The sequence below is a fragment of the Posidoniimonas corsicana genome (assembly GCF_007859765.1).
Taxonomy (GTDB): domain Bacteria; phylum Planctomycetota; class Planctomycetia; order Pirellulales; family Lacipirellulaceae; genus Posidoniimonas; species Posidoniimonas corsicana.
On sequence record NZ_SIHJ01000006.1, the window covers coordinates 31,977 to 55,378 of the forward strand.

The 23,402-nt window shown below is 64.9% G+C and carries 12 protein-coding genes; 8 read left to right on the forward strand and 4 right to left on the reverse strand.

Annotated elements, in window-relative coordinates:
• Positions 1-16: 16 nt before the first annotated feature.
• The 8 genes from KOR34_RS25045 (at position 17) to KOR34_RS25080 (ending at position 15,825) form a co-directional block, all read left to right on the forward strand.
• Complete coding sequence (locus KOR34_RS25045) at positions 17-2,230, forward strand: thrombospondin type 3 repeat-containing protein (protein ID WP_146568887.1); 2,214 nt, start codon at positions 17-19, stop codon at positions 2,228-2,230.
• A gap of 623 nt (positions 2,231-2,853) precedes the next feature.
• On the forward strand, positions 2,854-3,876 hold the full coding sequence (locus tag KOR34_RS25050) for a PEP-CTERM sorting domain-containing protein (RefSeq protein WP_146568888.1): 1,023 nt from the start codon (positions 2,854-2,856) through the stop codon (positions 3,874-3,876).
• A gap of 280 nt (positions 3,877-4,156) precedes the next feature.
• Positions 4,157-7,348: an autotransporter-associated beta strand repeat-containing protein gene (locus tag KOR34_RS25055; protein ID WP_146568889.1), complete on the forward strand. Its 3,192-nt coding sequence runs from the start codon at positions 4,157-4,159 to the stop codon at positions 7,346-7,348.
• 171 nt (positions 7,349-7,519) lie between these two features.
• A complete protein-coding gene (locus tag KOR34_RS25060; protein ID WP_197531731.1) occupies positions 7,520-8,143 on the forward strand; it encodes a DUF3826 domain-containing protein in 624 nt (207 codons plus the stop codon).
• 3 nt (positions 8,144-8,146) lie between these two features.
• Positions 8,147-9,802 carry a pectate lyase family protein gene (locus KOR34_RS25065; protein ID WP_146568891.1) on the forward strand — a complete coding sequence of 552 codons (1,656 nt, stop codon included), beginning with the start codon at positions 8,147-8,149 and terminating at the stop codon, positions 9,800-9,802.
• On the forward strand, positions 9,774-11,369 hold the full coding sequence (locus KOR34_RS25070) for an MGH1-like glycoside hydrolase domain-containing protein (RefSeq protein ID WP_146568892.1): 1,596 nt from the start codon (positions 9,774-9,776) through the stop codon (positions 11,367-11,369). The genes KOR34_RS25065 and KOR34_RS25070 overlap by 29 nt, the downstream gene beginning before the upstream one ends.
• A complete protein-coding gene (locus KOR34_RS25075) occupies positions 11,366-13,714 on the forward strand; it encodes a glycoside hydrolase family 95 protein (RefSeq protein WP_146568893.1) in 2,349 nt (782 codons plus the stop codon). The genes KOR34_RS25070 and KOR34_RS25075 overlap by 4 nt, the downstream gene beginning before the upstream one ends.
• Before the next feature lie 59 nt (positions 13,715-13,773).
• Entirely contained in the window at positions 13,774-15,825 is a 2,052-nt protein-coding gene (locus KOR34_RS25080; RefSeq protein WP_146568894.1) for a glycoside hydrolase family 127 protein, read from the forward strand.
• A 4-nt stretch (positions 15,826-15,829) separates the two neighbouring features.
• Here the strand turns inward: KOR34_RS25080 and KOR34_RS25085 are convergent, their stop codons facing one another.
• From KOR34_RS25085 to KOR34_RS25100, 4 genes are all read right to left on the reverse strand, one after another.
• Positions 15,830-18,541, reverse strand: coding sequence for a family 78 glycoside hydrolase catalytic domain (locus KOR34_RS25085; protein ID WP_146568895.1), 2,712 nt, complete (start codon positions 18,539-18,541; stop codon positions 15,830-15,832).
• An 11-nt stretch (positions 18,542-18,552) separates the two neighbouring features.
• Positions 18,553-20,721: an alpha/beta hydrolase family protein gene (locus KOR34_RS25090; protein WP_146568896.1), complete on the reverse strand. Its 2,169-nt coding sequence runs from the start codon at positions 20,719-20,721 to the stop codon at positions 18,553-18,555.
• Entirely contained in the window at positions 20,718-21,782 is a 1,065-nt protein-coding gene (locus KOR34_RS25095; RefSeq protein WP_197531732.1) for a substrate-binding domain-containing protein, read from the reverse strand. The genes KOR34_RS25090 and KOR34_RS25095 overlap by 4 nt, the downstream gene beginning before the upstream one ends.
• Positions 21,783-21,989: 207 nt before the next feature.
• Positions 21,990-23,321 (reverse strand): DUF1501 domain-containing protein, encoded by a 1,332-nt coding sequence (locus KOR34_RS25100; protein WP_228714762.1) that lies wholly within the window; start codon positions 23,319-23,321, stop codon positions 21,990-21,992.
• Positions 23,322-23,402: the final 81 nt, after the last annotated feature.

Consider the following 23,402-nt stretch of genomic DNA (forward strand, 5'->3'; position numbering starts at 1 on the left):
AAACAAGGCGCCCTCGATGACCCGCGTCGCACTCACCTGCGCTATAGCAACACTGTTCCTATCGTCAGAAGGCCTGCTGGCCAACACCCCGCTGCGGATCGACCTCAGCGCCGCAACCGGCAGGCGCGACGCGGAAACCACGGGCTGGCACGAATGGGAGATCAAGGAAGGGAGTAGCGTGAGTAAGGAGTTCGACGGTGTTACCGTAACGCTAGAGAGCTCCGGCGCGCCACTGCGAGGCTTCCTGCACAAAGCGAGCCTGGCGACCGGCGCCAGCTTGGCCGCCGACGGCGTCGAGTCACGTTCGACCATCGAGATCAAGATCGCGGGCCTCGCCCCGGGAAAACACACGCTGGCGGCATTCCACAACCGCCCTGGCAATGGACCAACCAGCGGCGTGCAACTGCAGTCGGGTGAGCATCGCAGCGACGGCGCCCCGTCCCACGACGCGGCGCGCGACGACCAGATGGGCGCCACCTACGTTCCGTTCACCGCCGAACCAGGCGCCCCCGCGGTGCTGCGACTAGCAGCCCTACCCGGCGGCGACGATCCCAGCATCGTTCTCAACGCCTTGGAGATCGACACAGGCGATCCACGCGAACGAGCATTCGCCCCCTCGCCCGCCAACTTCGATGAGCACACTGATGGCAAATCCGGCCAGGTTCGGCTGTCTTGGTCTGCGCCTGTCGACGCTAGGTCATTCCGCGTCTACCTAACCCGCGACCGCGACTACAACGCCGCGGTCAACGCGGTGCGAGGAAGCGATTCAAGCACCGCGGTGCAGATCACCAACACCGATGAGCCTGAACTACCGGTCGCCGTTCTCCCCAACGACAGCCTGCAGCACTACTGCTGGCGGATCGACACGACCGACGGGCAGGGTCAGGTGACCCGTGGCGATGTCTGGACGTTCCGCGTGCGGCATCTCGCGTTCCCCGGCGCCGAGGGCTACGGGCGTTTCGCGATCGGCGGACGCGGGGGACGAGTCTTCAAGGTCACGACACTCGCCGACGATGGCCCCGGCAGTCTCCGCGCCGCGGTCGGGGCGACCGGCCCGCGGACGATTGTGTTCGACGTGGGTGGTCGAATTGAACTCAAGTCACGCCTAACGCTTCGCGACAACTACGTGACCATCGCTGGTCAAACGGCGCCTGGCAGTGGGATCTGCATCTCGAACTACAACATGGGGATGCTCGGCGCCCATGACAATATCCTCCGGTACCTCCGTGTGCGTCCGGGCGACACCTCCGGCGACACGCTCGACGGGATGGGCATGGCCAGCAGCGACCACTCGATCATCGACCACTGCTCAATCAGTTGGTCTCACGACGAGGCGTTCAGCTCACGCGGCGCCAGGAACATCACGCTCCAGCGGACGCTGATCAGCGAGGCGCTCAATATCGCAGGGCACCGCAAGTACGAAGAAGGCAAGCAGCACGGCTTCGCCGCGAGCATCAGCGGCGACATCGGATCGTTCCACCACAACCTGTTGGCCCACTGCGCAGGCCGCAACTGGAGCCTCGCCGGCGCCATCGACCAGGCCAACATCCACGCGGGCCGTTTAGATATACGCAACAACCTGGTCTACAACTGGGGCTACCGCACCACCGACGGCGGCGCCAAGAAGGTTCAGTTCGTCGCCAACTACTACAAGCCCGGCCCGGCGACTACCGTATTCCACATGCTCAAGCCCGAACGCAATCACGCTTTCGGCCCTCAAGACTACTACGTCGAGGGGAATGTGATGGAAGGCCGCTACGGGCCCGCTCCACCGCTCGAAGGCGTTGTGGCCCCACGGGACGAACCGCTATCGGAATTCGTCTACGACAAGCCGTTCTTCCCGAGCTATGTGCAGACCCAATCCGCCCGGGACGCGTACTTCGACATCCTGGCCGATGTGGGGTGCAATGTGCCCGCTCTTGACGACCACGACAAACGAGTCATCGCCGAGACCCGAGACGGGACCGCGACCTTCACCGGCAGCCGCAGCGGACTGCCCGGCTTGCCTGACTCCCAAGAGGACGTCGGCGGCTGGGACGACTACCCAGAAGAGCGACGCCCCGCTGACTGGGACACAGACGATGATGGCATTCCGAACGCGTGGGAACGCAACCATGGGCTCGACCCCAACGATCCCGCCGACGGCGCTGTCGACCGAAACGGGGATGGCTACACGAACCTCGAGGAGTACCTCAACGGGCTTGCAACGAGTTCCAATCACGCATCGTGAGCAGGTTCGACTGGACTCCTCAAACGCTAGGTCATCACGACACCGGACTCTAAACAACGGCGTTGGATAAGCCAGCCAAACCTTCGCGTTGCAAACCGTTAGCGAAACCCGTCACCAGGGGCGGGAACCCAGTCCCCCCAAACTACTGGCTGTATAGCAGGAGAGTCTCTGTAACCGCGTCTGCAACATGCCTCCCTACCGTCCCCAACTAACGCAATGCGGTGCTTCGCAAATCCACCAGGAGTGCAACATTTCACCCCCTCCTTGCAACACAGGGCACGCTGAAAAGTCTGAAAAGCAGGCGTCGAATGTGCTGACGACGCCACAAAGGCTGGTAGTATGAGTGATGACGGGAATGCCAACGGCCGCGTCTGCGGCGATAACTTGTCCTGGCGTCCGTCGTTGTGGGCCTCTGTTCCTTTTCTCCTTACGCCGTCGAGACTGTCGCTAGCGGAGCGTAGTGGTCTTACGCCTACTCGAACGATCGGCTGCTTGAGAACCGGGTGATGCCCCACGCGTACTGTCACTTCCTAATCTTTTTGCTGGTTGATTCTGCTGCTCGCCGCCCTGGTCTAGCGCGGCTCCAAGCACCGTGAGTCCTTATCAACTTTGAGGGAGAACTAATGAAGATCGCGACAACGTGCTTCGGCGTGATCGCCGTTGCCTTGATGGCGCTGCCGGCTGGGGCAGAGCTCATCTCGTACGAAGGCTTCCAGTACGCCGACGGCACCGACATCGGCCTCGGTCCGGGGTCGGACGGCGGCTCGGGTTGGTCCAACGAATGGACCCGGAACGGCAGCAATGGCGACCCCAACAGCCTGCGTGCTGTCGGCGGTGGCCTGTCCTACACCGACACGATGGGCCGGACGCTGGTGACCTCGGGCAACTATGGCCTTGTCGACTTCAACGGCCTGAACGACGACCGCGACGGCGGCGGACGCAACGCCCAGTGGTACCGGAACATGGACCTTTCCGGCTATGGCGCCGCGAACATGACGGAAGTCGTCGGTGTCGGCGGTTCGTACTACATCTCGTTCATTGGTGAGCGTCGCGGGTTCCACGACCCGCTGGTCGTTGACACCGACAACGATGGTGGTGGCGACCAGACTCAGTACCACCCGAACGTCTACGCCCGCAACGCCCACTTCACCCTGCTCAATGGCGGTGGTCTGGGCGAGGTTGCTCAGATCGGCAACCCGTCGAACAAGACGACCGACCGCTGGACCCTCCGCGCGAAGAACGCCGCGGTCGACGACGCGGTCAGCGACGAGCGGTTCTCTTACAACCAGCAATTTGTCGTGGTGAAGGTCACCGCCGGCAACCTGGACATCAACGATGTCAATTTCATCCCCGACCTCGTTGAGGTTTGGTTGAACCCAGACCTTTCCTCCGAGGGCCTGAACGGCGCCCCGGACATGTCGAAGTTCATCCTCGACAACGGCGTTGATCCCATCGACCTCGCCCAGACCGGCGTCGGCCTGCTAGCAGGCAGTGAAGGCGGCAACCGCCGCGGAGCCGTGATGGCGTTCGACGAAATCCGCGTCGGCCTCGATTGGGAGTCGGTCACACCGAACGTGCCCGAGCCCACCTCGCTGGCGCTGCTTAGCCTCTGCGGCCTGGGTCTCGCGACCCGCCGCCGCGGCTAAAACCCAAGAGACAGCTGCCCGCGTCCCAATCGCCGCGCAGCAAGAACGACTCGCGGCGCCCACGGCCAGTTCGTGGGCGCCGCCCCTTATGGACAGAGAGCACCAAGATACCCCCGCGGCCAGCGCGCCGCGCAGTGGACGCGCCGGCCTCGCGGCTCCGCGGATGAGCACCGCCACCGTTCGCTGACACGCAGGACACGCCCGGAATTTCGCCGAGGCGACTGCGATTCTGTAAGACTTACCCCTGTAGGAGACTTCGCACAGGAGCGGAGGGAAGCAGATGAAACGGGCAATCACCAAGACAGCTTTGATCACGGCGCTGGGAATCACCCTGTCAACGACCCCGGTCCAGGCGCAGACCACACTGGCGGAGTTCCAGTGGAACAATCTCAGCCCCTCCGGCCCCCAGGACTGGACCAACCCCTCAAACTGGCTTGCGCCAGGAGTCACCTCGGGAAATGCAACCTATCCCGACGACCCCAATCACAACAACGTCGATCCCGACGCTGTTGGTCCGGTCGCTGGCGCCAACCTGTCCGTTGCCCTTACATCCGACTTGGAAGTCCGCCTAAATAGCGGCGACATCACGATCTCGTCCCTGACGCTTGGCGTCGACGGCCGCACCACCACCGTCAGCGGACCGGGCCGCCTCCTGTTTGAACAAGACGAGCCTTCGATCGTGGTGATGATCCCAGACCCGGACCCCGAGGCTGAGCCGGGCGCGATGGTCGATTCGTACACTTGCTCGTTCAACTGCGGCAACTCGCTGGTAATGAGCACCGGATCCACATCGACGAACATCATTAGCGCCGTCGTGGGTTCGACCGAGCGGATCGACTTTGCAGGCCCACGAACCCTGACTCTGGCCGGTGGCTTCCAGGAAGTCGCGGTTGACTCGATGGATGACAATGTCGCCAACAATACCGCCATTCGCAGCCACATTGGAGTGTATAACCCGGCCGTCAGCATCGAATCGCAGCCGCGACTGTTGGTCACGGGGCAGACGGTCACAGTAGTCGACAACCTGCTCAATGCCGACATGCAGCCGGAAGACGTACCCCTCTACCTGGGATCCGGATTCACCGGTACCCCCGAGTTGCTCAACGATGAGAATACCGAGATGGGACAGGGATTCCCCTCCGGAATCATCGACCTGGTCGGCGGCATCACCGGCGGGGGCCGGATTCGTCTCGGGAGCGAGTCCCGCTCTTCAGACGGCCAGCCGCTGGGCACGGTCGTTCTCTACGAGAACTCCTACACTGGCAGCACCGTAATCGACCGCGGCAACGTGATCCTTCGAGACGACCTGGCCTTCGGTCCTAGCGGCTCGGTCCGCAACGGCAACCCGGCGAACTCGATCGGCTTCAACCTCATCGTCGAACCCGGCCCCGAAGAGTCCGGCGAGGGCTTAGAGCGTGTAATCGCCAACAACTTCAGCGTTCCGCACGACTTCACAATCAAGGGCCAGCACTCGCTCAAGATCACCGGCAACGCCCCGGCGTCCAATAGCGCGGGCTGGGTCAACCTGCTGCCCGAAGGCGAAACGTTCACACTAAGCGGCCGCCTGTACACCAACGAAAACCCACAAAACACTTACACGTTCGACGGCAGTGGGCGGACGGTGATCCAAGGCCAGATGGCCAACGCGGCGAACGCGTTCCTCGACACGGTCGCCGCGGCAACAACCGTTTTTGAGAAGCTGGGCAGCGGCGTTCTGGTGGTCGAGTCGAGCCTGAACGGCAACACCAACACCTTCAAGGCGGGTAACACGAACCCCAATCCAGACACGATCCTGATCGACGGCGGCAACCTCCACTTCGCCACCGTGGGCGACATGGGCAACGTGACCGGTAAGGTGCGTTCGACCGGTGGGGCCATCGGCGTTGACACCGGCACGATTGCCGCCATCAACGATGGATCTGGCAACTTCGCCAGCCGCTTCACCACAAGCGATAACGGCGGCCTGATGCTGACAAACGCCGCTGACGCGGCTGCTACGCTCGACTTCACAACGGGCAACCTCGCCCAGTTCGCAAACATGACCGTGGCAGCCCATGAAGACGGCACCACGTTTACCGGCACGATCACGCCGGCAAACAATACGTACCGCCTGGGCGGCGGCAGCGGCACCCTGACCCTCGCGGCCAGCAAGCTCGCAGGCGCCCCGAACCTGGTGGTCACCAACGGCGGCGACTACCGCAACCCCGACGGCGAGGACCGCGTAAGACTAGGCATGGTGCGCGTCACCGGCGTCACCAACAACGCGCTGACCACCACCGTGATGGGCAAGTACCACCGGACCCTGCAAGACCAGGCCGTTGCGGACAACGTCGGCCCCGCCTCGCTCCAGTACCACGGCACCACCCTCGCGGTTGAGAGTTTGGCCGACGGCGCTAGCAGCCTTGGTTCGCTGACCACCGCCTCGAGCCTGTTCATCCAGGGCTCCACTCTCCGCTACGAGGGCGCCGCGGGCAGTTCGAATCGGCTGTTCACCGTCGGCACTGCTGGCGCCACCCTGGACGCGTCCGGCGCCGGCGCCATCAACCTCACCAACACGTCCGCCCTGGCGTTCGACATCGCTCAATCTCGCACCGGCGATATGGACGGTTTCGAAGGCCAGGTGGTGTACAACATCAGCGACACCAGCGACCTGGTGATCGGCATGGGGGTCAGCGATTCCGAGGGCGTGCTCCCCGCGGGCACCGTGATCACCAGCGTCGGCACCAACCGCATTGGTGTGAGCGCTGAGATCGACCAGAGCATTTTCGAGGAGAACGCGACGATCACCTTTACCGAGATCGAACGCACCCTCGCGCTGACCGGCTCCAACACCGGGAACAACACCCTGGCGGCCCAGATCGGCAACTCGTCGAACGGCGGCGTTGTTGCGATCGAAAAGTCGGGCGCGGGCAAATGGGTGCTCAGCAACGCCGCGAACAATTACACCGGCGACACCACCGTCGAGGAGGGCACCCTGAGCCTCGGAGCCGCTTTCCTCAACGACATGTCAAGCGTGGAGCTGTTCTCTGGCGCCATCCTCGACCTCAACTACACAGGTTCAGACGTCATCGATTCGCTGTTCTTCAACGAATCTCTGATGCCCGCCGGCACCTGGGGCAGCCTTGCCTCAAGCGCCGCGAACAAGCGGAGCTGGTTTACCGGCCTCGGCATCTTGAACGTGACTAACGGCGCCGTGATCGAAGGCCTGCCCGGCGACTTTAACAACGACGGCATGGTCGACGCGGCGGACTACACCGTGTGGCGGGACAACCTGGGCCAGGACGACGGAGCCCTCAACGGGAACGGCACCGGCACCGGCACCGTGGTGCAGGCCGACTACAATCTGTGGCGTTCGAACTACGGCATGTCCGCCCCGTCGCTCGAGGCGGCCGCGGGCGTTGCCCCCGAACCAGCCGCACTACTGCTCGCACTGACGGCGATGCCGCTGGCCGTGGGACGGAAGCGTCGGTAGCCGCCCACCGGATGGCCTCGGGGCTCCCCGCCCCATGATGCAACTTAGTCGGGGCGTAGCGGCGGGTCTCCCGCCGCTACGCTCATTGCTAAGCAACCCGCCTACACAAGCCTGGAGCCTTGTGCCCCTATGACCGCCCGACGGCGCGCCCGGCGTCTCCTGTTGTCCGTAATGGCTGCGTTCTCCCTCGCTGGCGGCGCCAACGCCGCTCAGGACCTTTCGCCCGAGGAGGCCGAGTACCGCAAGGTGATCCGCGGCAGGGCCGAGAAGATCGTCGAGCAGCTCGACCTCACCGACCGCGAGCAGGCCGAGAGGGTCATCGTGCTGGTCGCGGACTACTACCGCGGCCTTCGTGACAATCACGACGAACGGGATGCGCAACTTTCTTCAGCCGACGAGGACCAACGTCAAAGCATCCGCAACGAGTCACAACTCGCCGTGCAGAAGCTGCACCGGCAGTTCGTCGCCGCGATCTCAGCCGAGGTGTCGCCGGAGCAGGTGGGACAGGTTAAAGACGGCCTGACGTACGGCGTCGTAGACGTCACCCTAGGCGCGTACAAAGAGTTGCTGCCGGACCTGACGGACGAAGAGCTGCGTTACATCCGAGCCAACCTGATCGAGGCCCGCGAGTATGCGATGGACGGGGGCTCATCCCGCGAGAAGCACGGCTGGTTCGGGAAGTACAAGGGGCGGATCAACAACTACCTCTCAGCCCACGGGTACGACCTGAAACAGGCCGAACACGAGCTCGCCGACCGCAAGCGTCGCGCCGCGGCCGCCAATCAAGCAAGGTAAGGAATGTCTAGCACACGACTCGTCGCCGTGGCCATGGCTGCGGCAATCGCGGCCACCTCCAGCGCCCAGTACCCTAAGATCACCAGCGAAGTGGCGGCCGAGAGCGCCCAGCGCATGGCTGAGATGCGCCGCCGATCAGACGAGGCCTGGCGGCGGGCCCAGCCCGCCATCAAGGCGGCCGCCGAGCAAGGCAAGCCCTACATCCCGGACGCCGCCCGGCCCGAAGACCTTCCGCAGGCGGAGATCCCGGCGTTCCCCGGCGCCCAGGGGGGCGGGATGTACAGCTTCGGCGGACGCGGCGGACGCGTGATCGTCGTCACCAACCTGAACGACGACGGCCCAGGCAGCTTCCGCGCAGCCCTCGAGGCGGGCGGCCCCCGTACGGTGGTGTTCAACGTTGCTGGCGTGATTAACCTGAAGAGCCGACTGGTTGTCCGCGCGCCCTACCTGACCATCCACGGCGGATCGGCGCCCGGCGACGGAGTCTGCATCGCGGGCGACACCGTTGAGCTCGAGACACACGACGTCGTGATTCGGCACATGCGGTTCCGCCGTGGCGACACTTGGGTTGGCGACCGCAACGACTCGCTGGGCGGCAACCCAATCGGCAACATCATGCTCGACCACGTATCGGCGAGCTGGGGGCTCGACGAGAACCTCTCCATGTACCGACACATGTACCAGCCTCCCGACGGCGGCAAAGAGATCAAGATGCCAACCGTCAACATCACCATCCAGAACTCCATATTCAGCGAGGCGCTGGACACCTACAACCACGCGTTCGGCAGCACGCTGGGCGGCTACAACAGCACGTTCCACCACAACCTGTGGGCTTGCAACACCGGCCGCAACCCCAGCGTCGGCATGATCTACGACTTCAATTTCATCAACAATGTGCTGTACAACTGGCGGCACCGCACGGTGGACGGCGGTGACCACCGCAGCTTCTACACGCTGATCAACAACTACTACAAGCCGGGCCCGGTCACGCCCGAGGGCCAGCCCATCGCCCACCGCCTGCTGAAGCCCGAGGCGCGTCGCAGCCCCTATTACCTGCTGGACTACGGCAAGGCCTATCTGGCGGGCAACGTCGTGGAGGGCAACGAGCAAGTCACGGCAAACAACTGGGACGGGGGCGTGCAACCCGACATTGAGCAGCCCCGTGAGCCCCTCAAGAAGGGCGTCCGCGTCCCCACCGAAGAAGAGCTGCTCGCCGAGATCCGCTCCGACCGTCCGTACCCGCACGCCTACGTTGATATCCAGACCGCCGAGGAAGCGTACGAGCTGGTTCTGGCCGGCGCCGGCGCCACCCTACCCCGACGCGACGCGGTCGACGAGCGGATTATCGACATGGTTCGCTCCGGCACGGTCACCTACCCGGAGGGCAAGGGCATCATCACCGACATCAAGCAGGTGGGCGGCTACCCCGAGTACCGTGGCGAGCCGTACGCCGACGCCGACTCCGACGGCATGCCGGACGAGTGGGAAGAGCAGCACGGCCTGAACCCGAACGACTCGGCCGACGCGACCGCCGACGCCAACAATGACGGCTACACCAACATCGAGGCGTTCCTCAACGGCGAAGACCCCGCCGCGCCCCGCGCCGACCCCATCGAATCCCCTCGCACCTATGTCGACCTTTTCTGGCAGGCCTTCTAGCGTCGGCGCAGCGTTGGCGTTAGCGGCGTCCGCCCTGGCAGCGTCCGCCGCTGCTGCGAAGGAGCGCGAGAGCGCCGTTCTCTCGACTGACACCGCCTACGCGTTGGCCGAAAGGTTTAACGCCTGCGACGCCGAGGACGTTCGCAACCTGGTGCCCAACAGCGACGCCGGCGAATGGATCGCCGCCAACGCGCCGCGGTTCGACTGCCCCTCCGGGCGCCTGGTCGAGACCTACTATTTCCGCTGGTGGACCTTCCGCAAGCACATCGTCCAGACGCCGCACGGGCGGGTGCTGACCGAGTTCATCACCCCAGTGAGCCACGCGGGCCCGTACAACACGGTCTCGTGCGCTGTGGGCCATCACATCGCCGAAGGGCGCTGGCTACGCGACCAGGCGCTGCTGAACGAGTACATGAGCTTCTGGCTGCGTTCGGGCGCCGATGGCGGCATGGCGCCACACTACCACAAGTTCAGCAACTGGAATGCATCGGCGCTGTATGAACGCGCAAAGGTCACCGGCGACTGGACGTGGCTTACCGGGCGGCTCGATGATTTGGTCGCCGACTATCAGGCATGGGAGGCGGAACGCCAGCTCCTCAACGGCTTGTTCTGGCAGCACGATGTCAAAGACGGCATGGAAGAGTCCATCAGCGGCGGCCGCCGCGTCAAGAACGTTCGTCCCACGATCAACAGCTACATGGTCGCCAACGCACGAGCGATCAGTGCGGTCGCTCGCCGGGCGGGTCGCGACGATCTTGCAGACGTGTACTCCGCCAAGGCGGACCAACTGCAGGAAGCGATGGTCGAAGCCATGTGGGACCCCGATGCACAGTTCTACAAGGTCAGGCTCGAATCGGGTCAATTGTCGAACGCGCGCGAAGCAATTGGCTACATCCCTTGGGTGTTTGGGATCGCCCATCCGCAGCACACCCCGGCATGGCGGCAGGTGACCGACCGAGCTGGATTTTGGGCCCCGGCGGGGCTCACCACCGCCGAACGACGCCACCCCGAGTTCCGCACCCACGGCACGGGCACGTGCGAATGGGACGGCGCCGTGTGGCCGTTCGCCACCAGCCAGACACTAACTGGCATGGCGAGACTGCTCCGCGATGCCGAGCAGGACACCGTCACCCGGGACGACTACTTCGAACAACTCCTGCGCTACGCCAACAGCCACCAGCAGAACGGCGCCGCGTACATCGGTGAGTATCTGGACGAGGTGACCGGCGAGTGGCTGATCACCGGACCGAAGGCGATGCGGAGCCGGTTCTACAACCACTCCACCTTCAACGACCTAATCATCAGCGGGCTGATTGGCGTCCTGCCCCAAGAGGATGGTAAGCTACGGGTCCACCCGCTCGTGCCGCCCAACGCCTGGAACTGGTTTTGCCTCGACGGAACGCCGTGCCAGGGGCACGACGTCACGGTCGTGTGGGACCGCGACGGCCAGCGGTATGGCCGCCAAGCCGGCCTGACCTTGATGGTCGACGGTCAGACAGTCGCCCATCGTCCGGACCTTGGTCCGCTAACCTATCAACTCCTCCCCACGACAGATCCGACCGAATGAGCCTCCGCATCCTGCTGCTGACCGCGTTGCTAACGGGACTTCCACTCTTGCCTGAAGCGGGAGCATCGCAGTCGGAGCAGGCGATCTGGTTCGATCGGCCCGCAGTTCAGTGGACCGAGGCGTTGCCGGTCGGCAACGGACGGTTGGGCGCGATGGTGTTTGGCGGCGTGCAGGAGGCCCGATGGCAGTTCAATGAGGACAGCGTCTGGACCGGACGCCCGCACAGCTACGCCAATCAGGGGGCGTCAGAACACCTTGACAGGATCCGCGAGCTGCTCCTGGCCGGCGACCAGAAGGCGGCCGAGCAGCTCGCGATGAACGAGTTCATGTCAGACCCGCTCCGCCAGCGGAGCTACCAACCCTGCGGCGACCTCGTCATCACGTTTGACCATGGCGAAAAAGCAGACGGCTTCCGACGCGAACTGAACCTGGACACTGCGCAGGCGGTTACTCGCTATCGTGTCGGCGATGCGACCTTCACCCGCACAACATTCGCGAGCTGCCCCGATGGCGTGCTCGTCGTCCGGCTCGAGTGCGACCGGCCCGGAGAGTTAGCCTTCCGCGCCGCGCTCACCAGCCCGCACAAACGGTCAAAGACGTCCGCCGCACGCGGCGACACGCTGATGCTCAGCGGACGCGTCGGCAAGGATAACGAGGACGCAATCCGCTTCGCCGCCCACGCGCGCGTCGCCGAGACCGATGGGCGCGTCGATGACTCCGATGGGCTGGCGGTTTCAGGGGCGACCCACGCCACACTGCTGCTCACCGCCCGCACCAATCACCAGAACTACCAAGACCTATCGGGGGACCCGGTCGCACGCAGCCTGGACGACCTCCAATCGGCGTCCGACAAGGATTACTCGCAACTCCTCGCCCGCCACACCAAGGACCACCAGAGTCTCTACCGACGCGTGAGCCTCGACCTTGCGGGCGATCGGAGCGATCAGCCTACCGACCAATGGGTCCGCAACAGTGAAGGCAAAGCCGACCCCGCCTTAGCCGAGCTGCTGTTTGACTACGGCCGGTACCTGATGATTGCCAGCAGCCGCCCCGGAGGGCAGCCAGCCAACCTGCAGGGGCTGTGGAACGACCAGCTCAGCCCACCGTGGGACAGCAAGTACACTATCAACATCAACACCGAGATGAACTACTGGCTGACGGACCCCTGCAACCTTTCCGAGTGTGCCGAGCCGCTCTTCGACGCGCTCAACGACCTTTCCGAAACGGGGGCTGAGGTCGCCCGCCAGCACTACGACGCGCCCGGCTGGGTAGTACACCACAACTTCGACTTGTGGCGCGGCGCCGCACCGATCAACGCGTCGAATCACGGTATCTGGCCCACCGGCGGCGCCTGGCTGTGCCAGCACTTGTGGAACCGCTACGCTTACTCCGGCGACGAGGAGTTCCTCCGCCAGGCGGCCTACCCGCTGCTGAAGGGCGCGTCGCAGTTCTTTGTGGGCGTTCTGGTCGAGGACCCGCGCAGCGATGCGGGCCTCCTGATCAGCGGCCCCAGCAACTCGCCCGAGCAGGGCGGACTAGTGATGGGACCAGCAATGGACCACCAGATCATCCGCGCACTGCTGGAGTACGCGATTGCCGCGAGCGAGGCGTTAGACGTCGACCAGTCTTTGCGGGAGGAGTGGCGGTCGGTCCACGACCGCATCGCCCCCAACCGCATTGGCCAGCACGGGCAGCTTCAGGAGTGGCTTGAAGACAAGGACAACCCGACCAATCAACACCGCCACGTTTCACATCTGTGGGCGGTGTTCCCAGGCGCGGAGATCACGCCCGATACGCCAGAGCTGTTCAACGCGGCCCGGACCTCGCTTGAGTTCCGGGGCGATGGCGGGACCGGCTGGGCCCGCGCATGGAAGATAAACTTGTGGGCCCGTCTGCAGGATGGCGACCGCGCCGAGAAGGTGCTCCGAGGCCTGCTTACCCTGACCGACTCGCCGCTGACCGACTACCGGGGTGGCGGCGTGTACGCCAACTTGTTCGACGCCCACCCGCCGTTCCAGATTGACGGGAACTTTGGCGCCACGTCGGGCATCTGCGAGATGCTTATGCAGTCCCACCGCACCACCGACGACGGCCTACGCCACATCGAACTCCTGCCCGCCCTGCCATCCGCGTGGCCCGACGGCGAAGTGACCGGCCTGTGCGCCCGGGACGGATTTGTGCTCGACCTTAAGTGGGACGGCGGCGAACTGCAGCAGGCCGTGATCCGCTCGACCCTGCCCCGCTCCGCGGTGGTCTCGATCGGGGAGAGTCGGCATCGAGTTGAGCTTCAGCCCGGCCAGTCGGTCACCTTGGGCCCTGGCTTAGAGCCGCTGGCGAGCAAGTAGCCGCCCGCGCGTTGAACACCGCGTACGCGGCAAGGCCGCGCAACGAGAGACCTCTAGCAATGCCATCGCCCCGCGTGCCGTCACGACTGCCTAACCCGCTCAGCAAGTGCTGCGCCGCCATGTTCGCGTTGCTGGCATCCACCGCTGTCGCGGAACCGATGCTGCCGATAACCGACACGGCTCAGAGTTCGCACGCCGTGCTCAAGCCAATCGGCGTGGATCAGGCCCGATGGACCGAGGGGTTCTGGGCCCAGCGGTACCAGGTCTGTCGCGACCAGTCGATCCCGTCGATGTGGGAGCTAATGGAGAGCGGAGACTACAAGCCGTTCCTGGGCCACTTCCTCATTGCCGCCGGGCAGGCCGATGGCGACTACCACGGGGCGCCTTGGAACGACGGCGACTTCTACAAATGGATGGAGGCTGCCTGCGCCCTGCTGGCGGTGGACCCCGACCCTCAGCTCCGCGCAGCGGTCGACCGATCCGTTCGCGCCATCGCCGCGGCCCAGCGTGATGACGGCTACCTGCACACGCCTGTGCTGATCCGCGCCAAGAACGGCGACCCCACCGCGAAGCCGCTGTCCGACCGGCACGACTTTGAGGTCTACAACATGGGGCACCTGATGACCACCGGCTGCATCCACCACCGGGTCACCGGATCGAACGAATTGCTCAATGTCGCCAAGCAAGCCGCCGGGTTTCTGGAGCACGCGTTCGCCGACCCCACGCCGGAGCTGGCACGCAACTCGGTCTGCCCGTCTCACTACATGGGCGCGGTCGAGCTGTACCGGACCACAGGCGATGAACGCTACCTGCGCCTTGCCCAGCACTTCCTCGACATGCGCAACCTGATCGAGGACGGCGGCGATGATAATCAGGACCGCGTGCCTTTTCTCCAGCAGCGCGAGGCGGTCGGCCACGCGGTGCGGGCGAACTACCTGTACGCGGGCGTCGCGGACCTGCTGCTCGAGACGGGCGACTCCAAGCTTCGTGCGCCGCTCGACGCGGTCTGGGACAACATCGTGCAGAAGAAGCTGCATGTTACCGGCGGGTGCGGCGCGTTGTATGACGGCGCCTCCCCCGACGGGTCGTCCTCCCAGCGCGAGATCACGCGGATCCACCAGGCGTACGGCCGGAACTACCAACTCCCGAACTCAACCGCCCACAACGAGACCTGCGCCGCCCTGGGCGGGGTGCTGTGGAACTGGCGGATGCTGCTCGCCACCGGCGAGGCGAAGTACGCCGACTGGATTGAGCTGGCGATGCACAACGCGGTGCTCGCCGGCGTTAGCCTGGACGGCGACGACTACCTCTACGTCAACCCGCTCCGCCGTCTAGACCCCGAGCCGCAGGACCTGCGCTGGAGCCGCACCCGCCAGCCGTTCATCGTATCGTTCTGCTGCCCGCCGAACGTTGTGCGTACGCTCGCCGAACTAAGCGGCTACGCCTACAGCAAGTCGGACGCCGCGTTGTGGGTCAACCTGTACGGCGCCAACGAGCTCGCCACCGACGTCGCTGGCGAGGCGTTCCGCCTCACTCAGAGCACCGACTACCCGTGGGATGGCGCCGTGAAGCTGACCATCGAGGAGTGCGGCGCCCGGCCGATCGAACTGCGGCTGCGGGTTCCAGGATGGTGCAAGGATCCAGAGGTTTCCGTCAACGGCACACCGGTCGACACGGATCTCAAGCCCGGCAGCTACGCCCGGTTGAAGCGAGCGTGGACCGCCGGCGACGAGGTCACCCTCAACCTCCCGATGCCCACGGTGCTCCTCGAGTCGAACCCCCGCGTCGAGGAGACCCGCAACCAACTAGCGGTGAAGCGGGGGCCGGTGGTGTACTGCCTGGAGGCGGCCGACCTGCCCGCTGGAGTCCGCGTCGATCAGGTCGCGTTACCCGCCGACGCCACACTCACCCCTCGGTTCGAACCCGACCTGCTGGGCGGCGTCACGGTGATCGAAGCCTCGCTCACCAAACGCCCCGCGGGCGACTGGTCGACGCTCTACCGTCCCGTGGAGAACGGCCCCCGCGAGAGCGTCTCCTCCCGGCTGGTCCCGTACTTCGCCTGGGGGAACCGCGGCGACGGTGAGATGACCGTCTGGTTGCCGCGAGATTAACCTTCTACTCCACCACGAATGAGTAGTCACCCGAGTTGACCTCGACAATGGTGTAGCCGTCTCGCACCTTGACCGACCGCACACCCGTACGCTGGGCGGCGGGCTGGCTGGCCTCGGTCACCTCGCCGATCGGCAAGTAGATGGTCGCCGTGACGTTTGCCGGCAGGTTGGCTTCGAGCGTAAACCGATCGCCCAACCGCTCCCAACGAACACGAACCGGCCCGCGAATCGACTCGTGGGTCGCCTCGGCCCAATCGATCTTGTCGACCGGACGGGGCCGGATGATCACGTTACGGTAGCCAGGCGCCTGCGGGTCCGGGGAAATGCCAACCAGGTCCTTGTAGAACCACTCCGTGATGTGACCCAGCATGAAGTGGTTGTGCGACGAGCGGGAGTTGGCGTCCCACGCCTCGGTGAGGCTGGTCACGCCCTTGTCGACCAGCATGGCGTAGCCCGGCTTGCCGGGGTTGGTGAACAACTCGTAGAGCACATCAAGCCGGTCGTTCTGCGTGAGCGCCTGGATCTCGTACCGCCAACCGACATCGCCGGCGGTGAGGGCCATCCCGCGGCTCTTGATATCATCCACCAACGACGCGAGCGCCGCCTCACGATCCTGTTCCTGCGCGAGTCCCATGACCAGCGCGATCGAGTTGGAGCACTGCGAGCCTGTCGCGTACGAGCCGTCATCGTTGCGGTACTCGGCTATCCACGCGTTGCGGATCGCGTCGGCAAGCTCTGCGTAGCGGCTGGCGTCGTCCTCTTTGCCCAGCACGCTGGCGATCTGGGACATCCGCTGCGCGTCGAGGAAATAGAACGCCGTCGCGGTCACACGCGGCGGGGTTAGCTGGGCGTGGCCGGGGCGGTCGGCAGGGCCGAGGTCGTACCAATCCCCAAGCCCCTCGTCCACAAGGTAGCCCGTGGCCTGAGAGTCGAGGTACCGCATGTATCGCTCCATCACCTCGTAGTAGTCGGCGAACAGCTTGGTGTCGCCGGTCGCCTGGTAGTGCTGCCACGGCACCAGGATCACCGCGGCGCCCCACTCCGCGGCCGCGCGAAACGTCCCCGGGAACTTCACGTACTCCGGCGCGATGTTGGGCACGAGCCCCTCATCGGTCTGCGAATCGGCCATGTCACGCATGCCCTTGATCAGGATGCGCGACACGTCGAACTCGTACCGGATGGCCGGGCCGTTTAGGTGATACTGCTCGAGCCAGCCGAGCTTCTCACGGTGGGGGCAGTCAGTGAGCACAGACACCATGTTCGACCGCTGCGCCCAGCGGACCATGGTGCGGACCTTGTTGAGCAGATCGCTCGAACAGCGGAACTCGCCGGTCGGCGCCGCCACCGAGTGCACCACGACGCCCTCAATCTGCGAAAGCCCGGGCAGGTCGCCTCCCTCGGTAGACGGGATCTTGTCGAGCTGCATATACCGGCAGCCCGCGTAGAAGAAGCGTGGGAACCACTCTTCTGGCTCGTCGGTCGCCTTGGTGTACTGCCAGTATGCGGGGCCACGGTTGCCGCCACACGTGTCGCGGTTGATCTGGCCGTCCTCATCGACGATCTCTGCGTGTGTCAGCCGCACCGTGCTGCCGCGGGGCCCGGTTACCGTGATCCGCGGCATGTAGCTGGCGTTCTGACCAAAGTCGATCACGTCGCGGGTATCGCTCAGCCGGTTGGTGGCTACCGGTCGGATCGACTCGATCGCTTGGAGCGGCGGTGCACTGAAGGTATGCCCACGCAGCGTCCCGCCTGGACGCACCAGGATTACAGCTTGGTCCCACGCCGAATCGTTGAAGCCGGGGGAGTCCCAACCCTGCTCGAGAAGCCGCGCATCGTAGTCCTCACCGCCGAAGATGTCGTTGTACGTGGTTGGCCCGGCAGAGACCCGCCAGCCGCCATCGGTGCCGATGACCTCCCGCGTGCCGTCTTCGTAGTAGAGCTCCAGCTGCGCGATCAGCCGCTTGGGGCCAAACGTGCCCTGGAACTTGCTGAACCGGTTACGCCGCTCCGTGTGGTACATGCCGTCGCCCAGTGCGACGCCAATCGCGTTCTCGCCGCTGCGGAGCATGGGCGTGACGTCATGGGTCTCGTACAGGCAGGTTCGGTTGTACTTGGACCATCCGGGGGCGAGCAGCGCATCGCCGGACTTTTCGCCGTTGAGTGTCAGCTCGTAGTGGCCGAGACCACAGATGTGCGCGACCGCCCGCTTCAAGCCAGGCCCGACCTCGAATTCTTTGCGAAGCAGAACCGACTCGCTCTCCCAGGGCGCGACGATCCACTCGCCGCTCCAGTCGTCCTTGTCGAGCAGGCCCATCGTCCAGCGTGCTGGTTCGCTCCACGCACTCTGCTCGCCTCGCTGGTTCCAGACACGCACCTTCCAGAACACCGGCTGGGATGACTCCAGTCCCTTGCCGGCGTACGGGATCAGGGCCGTCTCGGCTGACTCTACCTTGCCCGTGGACCACAGGTCGCCCTCATCTTTCGCCAGCAGATCGTGGCTGCTGGCCACCAGAATCTCGTAAGCGGACTGCCGTTGGCTGCGTTCGCCGCTGCGGAGGGTCCAAGTGAGCCGCGGGTGCGCAACATCGATCCCCAGCGGGTTCTCGGCGAACTCGCAGGTCACGCGGTCCACCGACAGAGGATCGGCGACGGCCTGGGGGAGGGTCAGCGCCAGTGCGGCAAGAGCGCACAGCGATCGGCAAAGAGATAGACTCATAGCTAGGCTTGCTACTGGAGGTTCTTAAAAAACTGCGCGGCGGCGGCGTGGAATGGGACGTCCTCGACTATCGACAGCGACTCTGCTGCGCCAGCCGCGGCGTATGCCGAACTGATCGGCGCTGACTTCCCGCGGCCTTCACCGACGACCAACAGCGGTCTGGGCGCCCCGAGCGACAGGAAGGATGGGAGGTCGCCGTACTTCACGGCGCCGGGGAGAAAGTCGAGGTCCCGCCAGTCGGCGAGCTCCGCAAACCGGAATCCGCCCGTGTCAATCGCTGCGGCGTTCAGACGATCACCGGCCAGGGCAACTGCGGTCGCCGCGTACGGCGCGGTCCCTTCCTCTGCGAGCAGCAGAACACGCTGGCCCGGCGCCAACTCGCCCGCCGCGTCGATGAGCGCAAGCAGGTCCGCGGCACGCTCCGCCACCAGCGTGCGGTTGTAGCCGTAGGTGAGGCCGGCGGCGTCACGGTCGGGTACGTTCGAAGGCAACTCGGTCAGCGGCAAGGAGCCATCGCCTCGTGTGCCTTGCTCCAGGAGATCGGCTGCCAGAACGGCGAAACCGTCATTGAGAATCCGCTGCACGCTGGGCCGTATATCGCCGTCGCCTACGACGCCTGCCCTGCCTGCCGGACTGACGTACACCACAACGCCCTGGGAGTCGCTAGCCGGCGATAGCATCGTTGCGGTCAGCGACGCCCCGGACCCCGGCACCTGGACGTAGAACGGACGGCCAGAGGCATCTTGCTGGTCCGTGGCCCGTGGTCTTAGCTGCACGGACTCCGGCGCGCCAGTTGGGATCGCGGTCATCACTCGTAACGCAGGCTCGACAATTCCCCGGAATGTTTTAAGCGTAGCCGGGTCGCCTGGGGTGATGGCCGGCAAGTTCGACTCGGAGAGCCTGGTCCACTCCTGCAACAGCTCCGTCTCATGGTCCCGACCACTGCCGGGCTTGGGGTGCGTGCCGTCCCAAACTGTCAGCTCCTCGCGGGACAGCGGCAGGAAGTCCCGCTCCACAACGTCAACACCGTCATCGAGGTCGAGCCACTCCTTCATCCAGACGTACATCGCGGCACGGGTGGGGTAGTTGTAGTTGTGCCCAAACTGGTTGAGCGAGGTAAGGCCGACATGGTCCCGTTTACCGTAGAGCCCGTACAGCTCCTGCAATTCCGGGAAGCCCTTGGTCGGCATCTCACGGGTCCAGTCGTTGGCGGCCCCGATCCCCATTGGCTTGGGAGCGAACAACGCGGCGATCTCGACATTGCCGGTCCCCAGACGCAGGCAGCAGGCGTTCTCACAGGGACAGCCGCCCTGCATCGCGGTCGAAACCATCGCAGCGGGGAAGCTGACCTTAAGCCGGTCGTCCGTCGCGCAGAGCATCATAGTCTGTGTCGCGCCGCCGCTGGCGCCGGTCACGGCGAGCCGATCGGGGTCGACGCAGGGCAGCGTTGCGAGCCAGTCGAGCGCGCAGCGGGCGTCGTACAACTGCACGCCAAGCGGGTTCTGCAGACGCAGCTCGGCCTGGACGCTGTAGAAACCCCAGGCGTCGAGCCCGCTGATGACGGTCTCGTCGGTCGGGCGATGAACGCTTTCCTCGGAGAGCTGGCTGTCGCCGTAACCGATGCAGTCGATCAGGAATACGACACACCCCATCCGCGCGAGCTGCACCGCCCGGGCTTGGATGGCGTGGCGCCCGCCCACCTCGTAGCGTTCGGCGCCCTCGGCGATCTGACGAGCCACCCCCTCCTCGCCGATGTCCTGGAAACGCCCACCAGGCCAGTGACCGTAGGGAGAGATTACGGCCGGCCGTCGGCCTTTGACCTTGGGGCGGAACAGGCTGCCTGTGGCGTAGTGGCCGGGGATCGTCTCGAGGTAGACGCGTGCGACCGAGTAAGAATCACGGTCAACCAGACCGTGCACCGTTGCGTTCGGTGTCGGTCGAGGCAATTCGGGCCACTGGCCCGCCGCGACCGCGATCTGCCGGCGCACGTCCTTCGCCCGCCGCTCCCACTCATCGAGCGACTCGGGCGGGTCGAAGGGGAAGTAGCTGGTGCGCAGGTTAACCCGCTCGCGGAGGCGGGTGTCGACAGGCGGCTTCTCCGATTTCTGGGCCGGGGCATACCCGCCGCCGATCAGCATGGCCGCCAGCGCGCAAACAATGAACCTCAATCGATTCGTCACGACTTGGCTTCGTCCTTCGTGTCGGACCTATTGGCGGTGCTCTTCGTGCCGGTCTGCTTAGCGCGGGCCTCGACGCGTTTCTGGTACTCGTCGATGTTGTCCTTGTTGATCGCCTCGACGCTCACGTGGATTGCCCCCCGGCCGACCACCGGCAGGTACTCCTGCTCACCCCGGTAGAGCGAAACGAGCATTCGCACGGCCTCGTCTCCGTACTTGAACGGGTCTTGAGCGATGGTGGCTTCGATATGGCCCTCTCGCACACCGGCCAGTGTCTCGGGCAGCGTGTCAAACGTGACCAGCTTGATCTTGTCCAGCTTGCCATCGGCCTTGAGCACCTCCAGCAGAAGCGGCGCGTGCCGGGCGTTCATGCCCACCAGACAGGCAAGGTCAGAATGGTCGGCGAGCGCTTTGCGGATGTTCTCGCGACACTTGTCGTCGTCCCCTTCATCGGTGAAGTAACCGACTACCTCGTAACGCTCGTCGACGACCTCATCTTCGGGGTTCGGCGACTCCTCAATACGGGTCTTGAACCCGCCGCGTCGGTCCTGCATGTTGCTCTTGGTGGTGTTTACCATGAGCACGGCAATCTTGCCCCCTTCGGGCAGCGTCTGCTTTACGAGCGTCCCCGCCCGCAAACCGGCGCTAAAGTTGCTGGTCCCCACGAACCCGTGGCGTGAGGAGAGCGGCGAGTCGGAGTCGAAGGTCACCACCGGGCGGTCTGCCGCCAGGGCGTTGATGACGGTGATCTGACCGTCGGCGTCGACCGGGCTGACGGCGATCCCGTCAAACTTGTCGGCGCTGAGCGTGCTGAGCACCTCGTTCTGCTCCTGCACGTTCTCGGTCTGCTCAAGCATCCGCACTTCGAGCTGCACGCCGAGATCATCCGCCGCGTGCCGGGCGCCCGCGGCCGCGGTCTCCCAGTACTCGCCATCCCCCGCGGTGACAAACGCGATCCGCGAGGGCGGGTCGCGGCTCACCTCCGCGTCGGCATTCATGCGGAACCAACCGATTGCCGCCAGCGCGACGACCACCGCGATCCAGAAGGGCGGTTTCTTGAGCATCCGTCTGTCCTCAGGAAGAGTACGTAAGAGGAGATCTACGCTGGGCATCGCCAGCAGCCCTGGGATTATACTCGATCCACGTCACAGGAATCACGCGCAGCCCCAAAAACCGGCCGGTCCTGCGACGCGGTGGAATCCCATGGCACGCCAAGCCGGTGCGTCCCCCCTAGCCACCCAACCGTCAGGGTCGCGACCGGACTGGGCGCGTCAGGCCAGCAGGTCGTGGATCACAAGCGCCGGCTCGACACCGGTTAGCTTCTGGTCGAGACCCTGCGACTTGAATGTAAGGCGTTCGTGGTCCAGGCCCAATGTGTGTAGGATCGTGGCGTGCAGGTCCCGGACGTGCACCGGGTTCTCCACGGCGTTGAAGCCGAGTTCGTCGGTGCCGCCGTAGACTTGCCCGGCGCGGACGCCGCCGCCAGCGAGCCACATGGTAAACGCGTTAGGATGGTGGTCGCGGCCATCGGCGCCCGCGCCCTCGACCATCGGGGTGCGACCGAACTCACCGCCCCAAACCACCAACGTGTCCTCCAGCAGGCCGCGCTGCTTCAGGTCTTTGATCAGCGCAGCGGCTGCGCGGTCGGTCCGCTGGCAGTTGAGTTCCAGATCGATCTTCAGGTTGCCATGCTGATCCCACGCTTCGTGGAAGATCTCGACGAACCGAACGCCGCGTTCGACGAGCCTCCGCGCCAGCAGGCAGGTCGCGCCGAAGGACTGTTTGCCGGGCTCGGCGCCGTACATCTCCAGGATGTGCTGAGGCTCGCTGGACAGGTCCATCGCCTCAGGCGCCGTGGCCTGCATGCGGTACGCCATTTCGTAGCTGTTGATGCGGGTGGCGATCTCGGGATCCCCCGACCGTTCCAGATGTATCCCGTTTAGCTGATTGACCGCGTCGACGGTGTCGCGTTGCTGCTGGCGGTCGACTCCCTGAGGGTTGGAGAGGTACAGCACCGGGTCACCGCTGGTGCGGAACGGGACGCCCTGGTGAGTGGTCGGAAGGAACCCGCTCCCCCAGTTCGCAGCGCCTCCGCTGGGGCCCTTCTTCCCAGTGCTGAACACCACAAAGCCGGGCAGGTTCTCCGATTCGCTGCCCAGACCGTACAGCGTCCACGCGCCCAGGCTCGCCTTGCCAAACTGCTGCGAACCGGTACTCATCAGCAATTGTGCGGGGGCGTGGTTGAACGCGTCAGTGTGCATCGACTTGACGATCGCAATGTCGTCAACCACCTCCCCCAGGCAGGGGAGGAGCTCTGACATCTCCACACCGCTCTGGCCATACCGCTTGAACTTGAACCGCGGGCTCATCAGCTTCGAGGAGGGGTTGATGAACGCCGCCCGGTACCCCTCGATCAAGTGTTTGGGGACGGTTGAGCCATCAAACTTGTTGAGCTCTGGCTTCGGGTCGAACAACTCAACCTGGCTCGGCCCGCCGGCCATAAACAGGAAGATGACGTTCTTGGCCCGCGGTGTGTGGTGGTGCGTTGTAGCCGCCCCAGTGGCGCCGACGGCAGCGCGGCCCCCTAACGCCGGGTGGGCCATCGCGATCGATCCCAAACCGACGCCACACTGATGGAGGAACCAGCGGCGCGCTAGAGACCGGGGTTCCGCGTTTCGGTAGAG

Bases quoted from the DNA above. Each gene is read 5' to 3' on its own strand.
- KOR34_RS25045 (WP_146568887.1), top strand. From the start codon at position 17: ATGACCCGCGTCGCACTCACCTGCGCTATAGCAACACTGTTCCTATCG.
- KOR34_RS25050 (WP_146568888.1), top strand. From the start codon at position 2,854: ATGAAGATCGCGACAACGTGCTTCGGCGTGATCGCCGTTGCCTTGATG.
- KOR34_RS25055 (WP_146568889.1), top strand. From the start codon at position 4,157: ATGAAACGGGCAATCACCAAGACAGCTTTGATCACGGCGCTGGGAATC.
- KOR34_RS25060 (WP_197531731.1), top strand. From the start codon at position 7,520: ATGGCTGCGTTCTCCCTCGCTGGCGGCGCCAACGCCGCTCAGGACCTT.
- KOR34_RS25065 (WP_146568891.1), top strand. From the start codon at position 8,147: ATGTCTAGCACACGACTCGTCGCCGTGGCCATGGCTGCGGCAATCGCG.
- KOR34_RS25070 (WP_146568892.1), top strand. From the start codon at position 9,774: ATGTCGACCTTTTCTGGCAGGCCTTCTAGCGTCGGCGCAGCGTTGGCG.
- KOR34_RS25075 (WP_146568893.1), top strand. From the start codon at position 11,366: ATGAGCCTCCGCATCCTGCTGCTGACCGCGTTGCTAACGGGACTTCCA.
- KOR34_RS25080 (WP_146568894.1), top strand. From the start codon at position 13,774: ATGCCATCGCCCCGCGTGCCGTCACGACTGCCTAACCCGCTCAGCAAG.
- KOR34_RS25085 (WP_146568895.1), bottom strand. From the start codon at position 18,541: ATGAGTCTATCTCTTTGCCGATCGCTGTGCGCTCTTGCCGCACTGGCG.
- KOR34_RS25095 (WP_197531732.1), bottom strand. From the start codon at position 21,782: ATGCTCAAGAAACCGCCCTTCTGGATCGCGGTGGTCGTCGCGCTGGCG.
- KOR34_RS25100 (WP_228714762.1), bottom strand. From the start codon at position 23,321: ATGGCCCACCCGGCGTTAGGGGGCCGCGCTGCCGTCGGCGCCACTGGG.